Raw genomic sequence first — 12,518 nt, 5'->3', positions numbered from 1 at the left:
GGGCATAATGGCGCGGGTGGGGGCTCCCCCGCCAGCGGCCACGTGCGCGAGGCCTTCCAGGCCTCGCGCGCCGGCTTGTCCGCCTACTTGACGCCCATCTCGGCAAGCAGACGGTCCGCGCCGTCGACCTTGTCCATGGTCCACAGCATGAAGCGGCTGTCGACGTGGATCGTGCGGTTGATCTTGGGATCGTACATCCAGTCGCTCACCACGCCCTCGATCGTGCCGTCGAAGGCAAGGCCGACGAACTCGCCGCGTGCGTTCAGCGTCGAGGAGCCCGAATTGCCGTTGGTGATGTCGACCGTCGACATAAAGTCGACCGGCAGCGTGCCGAGCGAAGGCGCGACATACTGGCCGTAGTCCTTGGCCTTGATCAATTCGATCATCTTGTCGGGCGCGTCGAACTCGCCGCGGCCGGTGTGCTTGGCGACGATGCCCTCGGCGGTGGTGAAGGGCGTCCACACCTGCCCGTCGACCGCCTTGCCGGTCACCTTGCCGTAGGTGAAGCGCAGCGAGCCGTTGGCGTCGGGGTAGAGCGTCTTGCCGAGCGAGGCGGCGTAGGCAAGGCGCGCTTCCATGACCTTGGACCGGGCCTTCTGCACGCGGCCCGAACGCTCCTTGTCGGCGGCTTCGGCGGCCATCGCCTCGTCATAGGTGGCAACCGCGAGCTGGATGAAGGGATCGCTCGAGGCCTTGAAGTCGGCGGGCGTCTTGCCCATCCATTCGAGCCGCTTGGCCGCCGTGCCAAGCTCGGTGCCGGCGTAGAACGAGCCAAGGTCCTTGCCGTCCATGAAGGCATCGAAGCTCTTGTTGCGCTGATCGGCGGGCAGAGTGCGGTATTCGGCGATGCCGTCCGCCCACAGCTGCTGGTCGATCGCCTGCACGTAGCGACGCTCGATCACCTGCATGCGCTGGGTCATGAAGGCCTTGTCGCGCGCCTGGAAGCCGGGCTCGCGGTCCTTGTCGGCCTTGGCCTGCTCGTTCGCCCAGCGATAGAGCGTGCGCGCCGCGCCATAGAGCTGGCCACGCCCGAGCATCCCGCGCTTGACCTCGGCGAGCGAGACGGCGTTGGCTTCGGCCACCAGCGTGTCGAGCTCGGCGAGCGCCGCGCCATATTGCGCCTCGCGGGCAGGATCGGCCTTGATCCAGGCGCGGAACTGCGCCTCTTCGGCCTGTTTCCTGGCGACCAGCGAGATCGCCTCCGCTCCGGCCAGCTGCCCGGCGATCTTCTTCTCGTAATTCTCGGTGCCCTGCAGGGTTGCGGCATAGGCGATCACGGCGGCCTGGTTGCCCGCGGTCAGCTCGTCGATGCGGTTGCCGTAATCGGTCAGCATCTTCTGCTGGTAGGGGTAGAGCTCCTCGTAATAGAAGCGCGCCTCGTCAGCGGTGCGCAGGCGCTCGGTGGTGCCGGGGAAGCCTGCGACCATCACGAAATCGCCTTCCTTGACGCCTTCCTTGGCGATTGGGAGCCAGGCCTTGGGCTTGAAGGGGACATTGTCCTTGCTGAACGGCGCCGAGGAGCCGTCCGGCGCCACGTAAGCGCGGTAGAAGGAGAAGTCTCCGGTGTGGCGCGGCCACATCCAGTTGTCCTTCTCGCCGCCGAAATTGCCGACCCCGCCTGCGGGTGCATAGACGAGGCGCACGTCCTGGATTTCGAGCTGCTGCTGGAGCCAGTATTGCGCGCCGCCGAAATAGGCGCGCACGTCGCAGCGGCGGTTGGCCTGCTTCTCGCACGCCGTGATCAGCGCGGCGCGGTTGGCCTGAAGCCGATCATACCGCGCGCGGCCATCGAGCTTGTCGGCGCCCTTGAGCATGTCGGCGGTGACGTTGCGCAGGTCCTCGATCACGTAGATGCGGCTGCCGGGCGCGGCGGGCAGTTCGTCGGCGAGGGTCTTCGCGAGGAAGCCGTTGGTGAGGTAGTCGTTCTCCGGCGAGGAATTGTACTGGAGCGATCCGGCGACGCAGTGGTGGTTGGTCGCGACCAGACCCTCGGGCGAAAGAAAGGCGGCCGAACAGCCGCCCAGCGAGGCGATGGCGGTGAGCGGCGGGCGCTGGAGATCGCCCAGAGTCTTGGCGTCAAGCTCGAGCCCTGCGGCCTTCATCTCCTCGGCGATGGCGCCGGTCTGGCTCGGCAGCCACATTCCTTCATCGGCGAGCGCCGCGGCGGGAAGGGCAAGCATCAGCGCGCTGGCACCGGCCAGCAGGATATTCTTCATGTTCGGCAAACCTCTCTCACGAAATGGGTGGCGCCCGCGCGGGCGCGAAGGCAGGCGTGTTAGGGCAAAGCGCGCGAGGGTGAAAAGGGGCATTGTGCTCCATCGACGAACCGCCATCCGCGCTCGGCGAGCGACATTGCGCGCCGCGGGGGGCTCGTCCTGGCGCGGATTACCGGCAAAACAGCTCTTGCGAATGATTATCATTCAAGCCATGAGGCGGGTCCGAATTCAGCTTTCCCGAAGGACGCATCCCCGCCATGAACAGCACGCTCAAACTCTGGACCCAGCTCGGCCTCGGCACGGCACTTGCCGGCGGGCTCCTGGCCGCGTGCGGGGGCGAGGCGGGCGGCGAGGGCGCCACCGGCGAGGCGGGGGCTGCCCAGTCGGCCGCAACTGCAGGCGAGGGTGAAGGCGGTGCGGGCGAGGGCGAGGGTGGCGGCGGCGCTGCCGCGACCCCTTCGGGCGGCGAGGGCGAAGGAGGCGTCGCGGTCGCCGATGCGGCCACGGACCCCGTCGCCTACGGGATCGCGCTCGCGGTCGCGGAAGCCCACGTCGCCGCCGCGCGCGATGCCTATGCGGCCGGGCAAAAGCAGGCCGCGGGCGAGCTGTTCGCCCATCCGGTGGGCGAGGTGCTGCTCGACATGGATCCGGTCTTCGCCAAGCTCGGGGTCAAGGACATGAAGCCGCTGTTCACCGCCGCTTCGGATGCCGCGCTCGCGGGAAAGCCGGTGGCCGAAGTGAACAAGGCCTATGACGCGATCATCGCCGCGCTGCGCGCCGCGGCGGGCAAGGCGCCGAAGTCGGACGCCAGCGCCGCGCGGGTCTCCGTGCTGGTGATCGCCGACATGATCGAACGCTCGGCGGTCATGTACCGCCAGCTCGCGACCAACAAGGCCGACGAACCCTATCTCGACGGCTACGGCTTCAGCCGTGTCGCGATGGGCGCCTTTGCCGCCTCGGGCGCCGGCATCAAGGCCGAGAACCCGGCGCTCCATGCCGGCATCTCCGAGGCGCTCGCGCTGCTCAAGCAGGCCTATCCCGGCGCGGCCCGTCCGGCCAAGCTCCCGGCCGAACCCGGTGCGCTGTCGGGCGCGTCTGCCAAGGTGATGCTCGCCGCCGGAGGCTGAGTCCGCCCGTCCGCTCCGCCCCTTGGAGCGGTGCAAACGCTTTTATCGTTGTCCAAACGCGACAATCGTGCAGCCACACCCCGCGATACGGGGCTGCGTGCTTGCCTTTGCTGTAAGCCGGAGTAGTTTTGCAGATAACGAGGGGTCGCCGGTTGCGGGTGTGACACGCGAGGGGTGTCGGGCCACGATTGCCTGTTGAGGGTCCGGATTTCGCGCAAGGTCGCCGCGCAGGCGAGCCGCGGGGAAAAGGGGCCGCAAATCTTGGGGGGGACCTTGCTGCAATCTCACACGAGCCGGACGCGCGTGCACCTGCGTTCCTGTGCCAGCCTTGCCGCATTGGCGGCCGCTGCGCTCGGCATGCTGCCTGCGCCCGCGCTGGCGCAGGCCGGCCCCGCAGCCGGCATCACGCCGCCCAACCGAAGCGATCTCGTTCCCCCAGCGCCAAACCCTGCCCAGCGCACAACGACGCTCACGGTCGACGGCGATTTCGAGCGCGCCCCCTGCGCGCTCGACCGGCCCGAATTTGCCGGGATCACCTTCACCGTGAAAGGGGCCGCCTTCGACGGTCTCGGCCGCGTCCCCGGCCTCTCGCTCGAGCGTGCCTATGCCGACTATGTCGGGCGCGAGCTGCCGGTTTCGGTGCTGTGCGACATCCGCGCCGAGGCCAACGCCATCCTGCGGCGCGACGGCTATCTCGCCACGGTCGAAATCCCCGAGCAGAGCCTTGCCGACGGCACCCCGGATTTCAAGGTCGTGTTCGGCCGCCTCACCTCGGTTCGCGTTCGGGGCGAGGCGGGGGCTTCCGAGCAGCTGGTGGCAAGCTACCTCGAAAAGCTCACCGCCGAGGACGTGTTCAACATCAACCGGGCCGAGCGCTACCTGCTGCTCGCCGACGACCTGCCCGGGCTGGATGTGCGCCTGTCGCTGCGCCCGGCGGCGGGCGGCGCGCCCGGCGATCTGGTCGGCGAGGTTGCGGTGCTGCGCCAGCGGGCGATGGTCGATCTCAACGTCCAGAACCTCGCCAGCCGCGCGATCGGCCGCTACGGCGGGGTGCTGCGGGCCGAGATCTACGACGTCACCGGGATGGGTGACCGCACCGCGCTGGCTGTGTTCTCGACGCTCGATTTCGAAGAGCAGCAGACGGTGCAGGTCGGCCACGATTTCCGGATCGGCGGCGAGGGGCTGCGCCTGGGCGGCCAGTTCACCTGGAGCACCACCAACCCGGCCACCGGCATCGCCGGGTTCAGCGTCGATTCCGAGACGATCTTCGCCAGCGCCTTTGCCAGCTACCCGTTGGTGCGCACCCGCGCGAGCAGCCTCTATGCCGATGCCGGGTTCGATTTTGTCGACCAGGACGTGTCCCTCAACGGCTTCGGGCTGACCCGTGACCGCGTGCGGATGGCCTATGTGCGGCTGTCGGGCGAAATGACCGACCAGGGCTCGCTCCAGCGCTCGGCCGGCTATTCGCCGTTCGAACCGCGGCTGCGCCTACGCTACGGGGCGGAGCTGCGGCAGGGCCTCGACGTGTTTTCGGCAAGCCCCGATTGCCGCCCCAACCTGCTGGCCTGCCTTGCCGGGGGTGCCGCCGCGCCGAGCCGGATCGAGGCCGATCCCACCCCGCTGCTGCTGCGCCTCGATGCCGATCTCGAATTCCGCCCGGCCCCGCAGTGGACCTTCGCCATCGGCACGCAGGCACAGATCACCGGCGATGCGCTGCCCGCCTTCGAGGAACTGGCCGCCGGCTCCTTCTCGATCGGGCGCGGCTATGATCCGGGTGCGGTGCTCGGCGATAGCGGCGTGCTGAGTTCCTTGGAGCTGCGCTACGGATCACTGAGCCCGGATACCGAGGGCGCCGTTGCCTGGCAGCCCTACGTCTTCACCGATGTCGCCTTCGTCTGGAACGAGGATCCCAGCCGCGTCGCCGGCAATCCCGACAAGCTGTGGTCGGCAGGCGGCGGCCTGCGCCTGTCGTGGGGCCGCGGGATCCAGAGCGATCTGTTCATCGCCGTCCCCCTCGAAACGCCCGATCTTGCCCAGCAAAGGGGCGATGTCCGGTTCCTGTTCTCGCTCACCGCCCGCCTGTTCCCGTGGAGATATTGAGATGAGCCAAGCCGTCGCAAAGCGCACATCCCTTTTGGTCGGCTGCGGCAGCGCGGCGCTGGCACTCGGCCTGCTGCTGGGCGGCGCGCCGGCGCAGGCGCAGGGCATCCAGGCGGGCGGCAACGTCACCTTCGGCGACGCCACCATCAATCAGGCGGTACCGGGCCAGACGAGGGTCAGGGTCAGGACGCCGACCACGGTGATCGACTGGACCCCGCAGGAAGATGCGGCGGGCAATGCGCTCGATTTCCTGCCCGCCAACGCCTTTGCCTATTACGAGAACGATTCCAGCGCCTCGTTCGTGGCCAATTTCGCGGTGCTGAACCGCATCCTGCCGGCCACCAACGGCAATGTCGCCGTGATCAACGGCAGCGTCATCTCGCGGATTGTCCAGTTCAGCGGCAGTTCTGCGCCCGGCGGGTTCGTCGCCTTCTATTCGCCCACCGGCATTCTGGTCGGCGGCAATGCCTTCTTCGATGTCGGGCAGCTGATGCTGACCACGCTCGATACGACGCCGGCCAGCTTCGACCAGTTCGCGCAGAACGGTTTCGGGCTCCAGCTGCAGGGCGCGCAAGGATCGACCGCAAGGATCCGGATCCAGCCCGGTGCACGGATCCAGGCGCTGCCGGAGAACGCCTTCTTCGCGGTCGTCGCCGCCGATGTCGAAATGCGCGGGATCGCCCGGGTCAACGGCAGCCACGCCTATGTCGCGGGCGAGGCGGTGAACCTCAGCCTGGACAATGGCTTGTTCACGATCCAGGTGCCGGTCGGCACCGCAGCAGCGGGCGAAGTCCTGACGCTAGACGGCACCATCGGCGGCCCTTCGAGCCAGGGCATCGGCGACAACCACCTGATCTACGCCGTCGCGCGCGCAGCGCAGGACCCGATCAGCATGCTGTTCCGGGGCAATCTCGGCTTCGATCCGGCGCAGAGCGCGGGCGTGATCAATGGCGAGATCATCATCTCGGCCAATCATAACGTGTTCGGCAGGACGGTCGACGGCGGTTCGATCAGCTTTGGCGCCGGCGCCGTTTTCGGCGCCAATTCGGCGCTGTCGGGCGTGCGCGCCGACATCGACATCACCGATGCGAACGTCACGGGCAGCATGCTCGCGATCGGCACGCACCGGGTGACTGCAGCGGCGGTCGGCGCCAACAGCAGTTTTCTCGGCAACCTGCTGTTGGTCGGCCGCGAGAGCGCCAACCTCGTCGCATCAGGCGGCAATAACATCACCATCGCGGGCGACGTGCTGGTTGACGCGCAGGATTACGGGGTGAGCGGTTCGGGCCTGCAATCGCTCGACGTCCTCAATGCGACCGCCGGCACCGCGCTGATCGAGGCCAATACCGGCAGCACGATTGCCGTGGCCGGTTCGGCCCTCGTCCTCGCCAATGCTTTCGCAGGGACCGAGACCATCGGCCGCATCACGGGCTCTGCCCGGGGCGGCAACGCGGCGATCAGCGGCAATGGCGGTCTCGTCGACATTGACGGGGCGGCGCTCATCAGCGCGCGGGCCCTTGGCAGCCCGTTCTTCGATATCAGCACCGGTGCGGAAGCCCGCGCTGGCACGGCCGAAGCCCGGGCGCGGGCGGGCGGGACCGTCTCCATCGGGCTGGGGCTCGATGTCCTCGCCGATGCCGTGGCGGCGCAGGGCTCGCTCGTGAACCCCGCGACCGTTTCGAATGCCTTTGGCGGCAATGCCCGTATCGCGGTGCTTGACGGCGGCGGGACGATCACGGTCGGCGCGGGCACGCTGCTCAATGCGAGTGCGTCCGGCGGATCGGCGAATGCGACGGGTGCGGGATCAATCGGCGATGCGGGCGAGGCGACGGTTTCGATCCTCGATAGCGGGCAGATCACGTTGGGCGGCGGACTGCAGCTTGCCGCGGTGGGCCTCGGCGGGGCCAATGCGGGCGGCACCGGCGGGCAGGGGTTCGGCGGCAGGGCGACTGTTGTCACCCAGAACGGCGGCACGATCGAGATCACCGGCGATTTCTCGGCCGATGCCTCGGGCGCGGGCGGCGCAGGGCAGACCGGGGGCAACGGCTTGGCGGGCCTTGCCGGAGCGCATGCACGCATCGGGCGCATCGGCATCGGCGGGAATGTGAACATCCTCGCGAACGGCCAGGGCGGGTCGGCCGAATTCGGCTTTGGCGGTGACGGCGGCGTCGGGCGCGGGGGCCGTATCTTCCTCCAGGCCGAAGGCTCGGCGACGCAGACGGCCACGCTCGCGATAACCGGTTCGGCGACCCTGTTCGCCGACGGGTTCGGCGGCACGGGCGGCGGCAGCGACGGTCAGGCGTTCGGGCCCGGGCGCGGCGGGAACGGGTTTGGCGCCGAGGGGGGCGCGCCCAACCAGGCCGATCCTAACCTCAATGACGGCATCTACGTACTGGCGGGCGGTGACAACGGCACACTGACCGTGAACGGGGTGACGGCCTCCGCCACCGGCACCGGCGGCCGCGGCGGCAGCGGTGCCGGCCTCTTCACGGGCGGCGCCGGCGGCAACGGGCTGGGCGGGCTGGCCGGGATCGGCCTTTCCCTGTTCGGACAGACCGGCGCGCTTGGGAACGGGCAGGCGAGCCTCGGCGCGGTCAACGTGACGGCCAACGGCGTTGGCGGACGCAGCGGCACCGATGGCAACGACAGATCAAACGGCATCGGCGGGAACGGCATCGGCGGTAATGTCGCGCTGACCCTGCGCGCGGGCGATGTCACCGCCACCACGATCAACCTGAATGCCAACGGCATCGGCGGCGAGGGCGCGGCCGCCGGGAACGGCACGGGCGGCGAGGCCGCCGTGCTCGGCAGTCTGGGTGGGGCGCTGGTCGCCAATGCCTTGACGATCAGTGCCAACGGCCTCGGCGGACAGGCCGACATCGGCACCGGCGGCGCCGGGACCGGCGGCCTCGGCAAGGTGGAAGTCGATGGCGCCCGGATTACCATCAACGGCGATCTCCTTATTGAGGCCAGTGGGACCGGGGGCCGTTCGGCCGATGGCGCAGCGGGCAACGGCCGTGGCGGCGAGGCCTTTATCGGACAGGTCCAGTCCGGCAGCGCGGGCGTTCTCAACGTCACCGGGCACACGGCGCTGTTCGCCAATGGCCGCGGCGGTGACAGCTTGACCGGCTTTGCCGCGGGCAACGGGCAGGGCGGACATGCGTGGATCCGTTCGGCTGCGGGCAGCAACAAGCGTTTCGGTTCGGTCCAGCTGCTCGCGATCGGTCGCGGCGGAGAGGCGAACACGCACCGGGGCGGCGAGGGTATCGGCGGGCTCGTCGAACTGATCTCCACCGGTGCCAACAGCCGCCTGACGGTGCTGCGCAACGTGCCGGCGGCTGCGGCGGCGAACTCGCCCGGCGGCTTCGCGATGCTCAACGCCGACGGGATCGGCGCGAGCGCCAATGGCGGCAACGGCATGGGCGGGCGCGGGCAGGGCGGGACGGTGCTCGTTTCGGCCGCGCAGCGCGGCACCGTGAACCTGCCGGTCAATATCCTCGCCGATCCCCTGCGCGCGGCGGATTCGCTGTTCATGACCGCGCGCGGCACGGGCGGCGACAGCAACGTGGATGGCGGCACCGGCGGTACGGCGCTTGGCGGCGCGGTCAACATGCTGGTCGATGGCGGAACGCTGGTCGCTGGCGCGGCGACGCTCATCGCCTTTGCACAAGGCGGCAACTCCGCCGACCCCGCGCTCGACGTCACCGGCGGCAGTGCCACCGGCGGCGCGCGCAGCATCCGCGTCGTCAACGGCGGAACGCTCACGCTCGACAACACCGGCGGCGGCGCGGGCGCGCAAGGCGGCAATGGTTCGGGCACCGGCGATGGCGGCAATGCCACCGGCGGCAATGTGCTGTTCGAGGTGCTCGGTTCGACCGCGAACCTTGCGGGGACCTTCGGCCTGTTCAACACCGCGAGCGGCGGCACGGGCCAGCGCGGCGGCAATGCCAATGGCGGCACGATCACCGTCAATGCCGCCAATGCCACCATCGCGCTTTCGACCAGCCCGACGGCCGGGCCCGCCTTCATGGTGCTCGACAGCGCGATGACCGGCGGCGAGGGCGCCGTGGCGGGCGGCGATGCGACAGGCAACACCGTCAACGTGACGCTCAACACCACAAGCCTCACCGGCGGCACGTTTTCGGTGGTGCAGACCACGGCGGGCGGCCGGGCGACTACGGCGAACGGCACCGGGGGCAACGCAACCGCACGCCAGGTCCAGGTCACCGCGGACGGATCGACCCTGTCGCTGGTCGGTCCGCTGACCGTCAGCGCATCGGCACAGGGCGGCGACGGCGGGGCAAATGCCGCCGGCGGCACGGCGCAAGGCGGAGAGGCGACGCTGTCGCTGACGAACACCGGACTCACGCTCACTGCCGGGGCGCAGGGCGCGCCCGCCAACATCGCGGTCCGCGCCGACGGCGATGGCGGCTTCGGCGGCACGGTCGGGGATGGCAGAGGCGGAGCGGCCTCGTTCGCCGCCAACGGCGGATCGGTCACCACCGGGCAATTGCTGGTCAGCGCGCAAGGCAGCGCGCTCGGCCTTCAGGGGCAGACCGGCGGCGCGGCGGCAGGCGGCCTCGCGTCGCTCAAGCTCGGAGGTGCGGCCACGCTGGGCGCGAGCACGATCACCCTCACCGGCAGCGCCAGCACCGGGATCGGCGGCACCACCAGCGGCGGAATCGCGCGGTTCGATGTCGACCCGGGCGCCAATGTCACCGTCAACGCCGCGACCCTGCTGATGTTCGGCGATGCGTTCGGGGCCGACCCTGCCGCTCTGGCGAACCGCTCGGGCGCGTTCATCATCAATATCGGCGGCGGCAACGTCAATCTCGGGCGGCTCGATGCGACCGCGATCGGCGACCGGCTGAGCCCCGACCCGGTGGCCTCGCAGATCGTCGCCGATGGCGGCAATCTCAATGTGACCGGTCAGCTCACCGGCTTTGCGTTCGGCGACATCGTGGTGCGCCACGGCGCGGACGGGATCATCGGCAGCACCGGCACGGGGCAGACCGCCACGCAGGTGCAGCTCGATTCGCGCAGGAACCTGACGATCGAGGGCGATGGCGGCGCGACCGGCGGGCTGGGCGGGCGCAATGTGCTGGCCAATGCCGGACGCTCGATCCTTGTCAGTGGCAGGATCAACGCGACCAATGTGGTCTCGCTGGTCGCCAACACCGGCGGCGGGCAGCCTCTTGCCCAGCCCGCGCCATCGGTCATCTCGATGGCTTCGGGCGGCAGCATCAATGCCGCTGGCGGTCTGGTGGCAATCTCGCTCAACAACGGCGGCAGCGATCCGCAGCGGCAGACCGGCGCGATCACGCTGGCGAACATCACCGCCCGCGAGATCCAGGTCAACCAGCGCGGATCGAGCGCGGGCAGCGACATCGTGATCCTGAGCGACGGCGTGCTGACCGCCTCGGGCACGGGCCGCGCGATCGATCTTGCCTCGTTCAATGGCGAGGTCATAAACAACCACGGCGATGCCGGGCTGATCCTGACCGGCGGCGGGCATTACGGCATCTGGGCCGCGACCCCCACCGGATCGACGATCGGCAGCTTCGCCAATTACGCGCGGCGCTACAACGTCCAGACCGAGCTCGCCTATGACGCGCTCAACCCCGGCGGCAACTTCGCGGCCTTCCGGATCACGCCGGTGCTGACCGTCACCGCCGACAACGTCGCCCGCTTCTACGGCAGCGCCAACCCCAACTTCACCGCCAGCTTCTCCGGCTTCCAGCCGGGCGACAGTATCGCCGATCTGACCGGAGCGCTCCAGTTCCTGACCGGCGCGACCGGCACCTCGCCGGTCGGGCAATATGCGCTCAATGTCGCGCAGGGCACGCTGGCGAGCGCACAGGGCTACCAGTTCGCCTTCGCGCCGGGCATTCTCAACGTGACCCCGCGCCCGATCACGATCACCGCGAGCAATCTCTCGCGGGTCTACGGCAACGCCAACCCGGCGCTGACCTTCACGGTCGGCGGGCAGGGCCTCGTCAACGGCGACCAGCTGACCGGCGCGCTGACGACCACGGCCGGGCTCACCACCGGGATCGGCAATTACGCGATCACGCAAGGCTCGTTGGCGGCGAGCAACAACTACGCGGTCACCTTCGTCGCCGGGCAGCTGACGATCACCCCGCGGCCGATCACGATCACCGCCGAGAGCTTCTCGCGCATCTACGGCAACGCCAACCCGGCGCTCACCTTCACCCTCGGCGGGCTCGGCCTCGTCAATGGCGACCAACTGACCGGCGCGCTGGCGACCTCCGCCGGGGTGACGACGGGGGTCGGCACAGCCGCGATCACTCAGGGGACGCTGACGGCGGGCGCGAATTACGCGGTGACCTTCAATCCGGGCGTGCTCACCATCACCCCGCGCCCGCTTTCGATCACCGCAGCCAGCCTCTCGCGGGTCTACGGCAACGCCAATCCGACGCTGACCTTCACCCTCGGCGGGCAGGGCCTCGTCAATGGCGACCAGCTCACCGGCGCACTGGCGGCGGCTGGGGTAACCGCGGGCGTGGGCACCTCGCCGATCACCATCGGCACGCTTACCGTAGGCGCCAATTACGCGGTGACCTTCACCCCCGGCGTCCTCACCATCACCCCGCGCCCGCTGACGGTGGCGGCCAACAACCTGTCGAAGACGCTGGGGCTGGCCGATCCGCTGCTGACCTTCCTCATCACCAGCGGCGATCTCGTCAACGGCGACCAGCTGAGCGGCAGCCTCTTGCGCGATCCGGGCGAGACCATCGCCAGCTTCGTGATCCGGCAGGGCACGCTGTCGGCGGGCGACAACTACGCGCTCACCTTCGTGCCGGGCACCTTCACCATCAACCCGCCCCCGGTCTCGCCGGACCTCTACAACCCGACCACCTTCGAGCCCGCGCTGGTGATCGGCGACACCCTGCCGCCGGTCGCGGGCGAGGTGCAGGACCGCTTCGGCATCGACTTCCCCGAACGGCCCGAAGCGGCGCTGATCAGCGAGGATCCGCTGCTCGACGATCCGGTGGCGAGCGGCGGCGACAGTTCGGTCTATGGCGGGGCTGCGAACCCTGCGGGAGGCAAGTGA

General features: G+C 69.4%; 4 protein-coding genes. 3 read left to right on the top strand and 1 reads right to left on the bottom strand.

Annotated elements, in window-relative coordinates:
- Nucleotides 1-83 precede the first annotated feature (83 nt).
- On the bottom strand, nucleotides 84-2,216 hold the full coding sequence (locus AX708_RS14495; protein WP_066525384.1) for a S46 family peptidase: 2,133 nt from the start codon (nucleotides 2,214-2,216) through the stop codon (nucleotides 84-86).
- Nucleotides 2,217-2,473: 257 nt separating this feature from the next.
- Between AX708_RS14495 and AX708_RS14490 the strand changes: the two genes are divergently transcribed.
- From AX708_RS14490 to AX708_RS20560, 3 genes are all read left to right on the top strand, one after another.
- A complete protein-coding gene (locus tag AX708_RS14490; protein ID WP_066525382.1) occupies nucleotides 2,474-3,343 on the top strand; it encodes a hypothetical protein in 870 nt (289 codons plus the stop codon).
- Nucleotides 3,344-3,646: 303 nt separating this feature from the next.
- Complete coding sequence (locus AX708_RS14485) at nucleotides 3,647-5,443, top strand: ShlB/FhaC/HecB family hemolysin secretion/activation protein (RefSeq protein ID WP_197425851.1); 1,797 nt, start codon at nucleotides 3,647-3,649, stop codon at nucleotides 5,441-5,443.
- Between the two features lies 1 nt (nucleotide 5,444).
- Nucleotides 5,445-12,518, top strand: a complete 7,074-nt coding sequence (locus AX708_RS20560; protein ID WP_067490290.1) for an MBG domain-containing protein — start codon at nucleotides 5,445-5,447, stop codon at nucleotides 12,516-12,518.

This window comes from Erythrobacter sp. CCH5-A1, from assembly GCF_001557115.1.
Taxonomy (GTDB): domain Bacteria; phylum Pseudomonadota; class Alphaproteobacteria; order Sphingomonadales; family Sphingomonadaceae; genus Erythrobacter.
Note: the sequence above shows the minus strand (reverse complement) of the source record. Positions and strands in the feature narration are given on the sequence as shown.

Bases quoted from the DNA above. Each gene is read 5' to 3' on its own strand.
- AX708_RS20560 (WP_067490290.1), top strand. From the start codon at position 5,445: ATGAGCCAAGCCGTCGCAAAGCGCACATCCCTTTTGGTCGGCTGCGGC.
- AX708_RS14490 (WP_066525382.1), top strand. From the start codon at position 2,474: ATGAACAGCACGCTCAAACTCTGGACCCAGCTCGGCCTCGGCACGGCA.
- AX708_RS14495 (WP_066525384.1), bottom strand. From the start codon at position 2,216: ATGAAGAATATCCTGCTGGCCGGTGCCAGCGCGCTGATGCTTGCCCTT.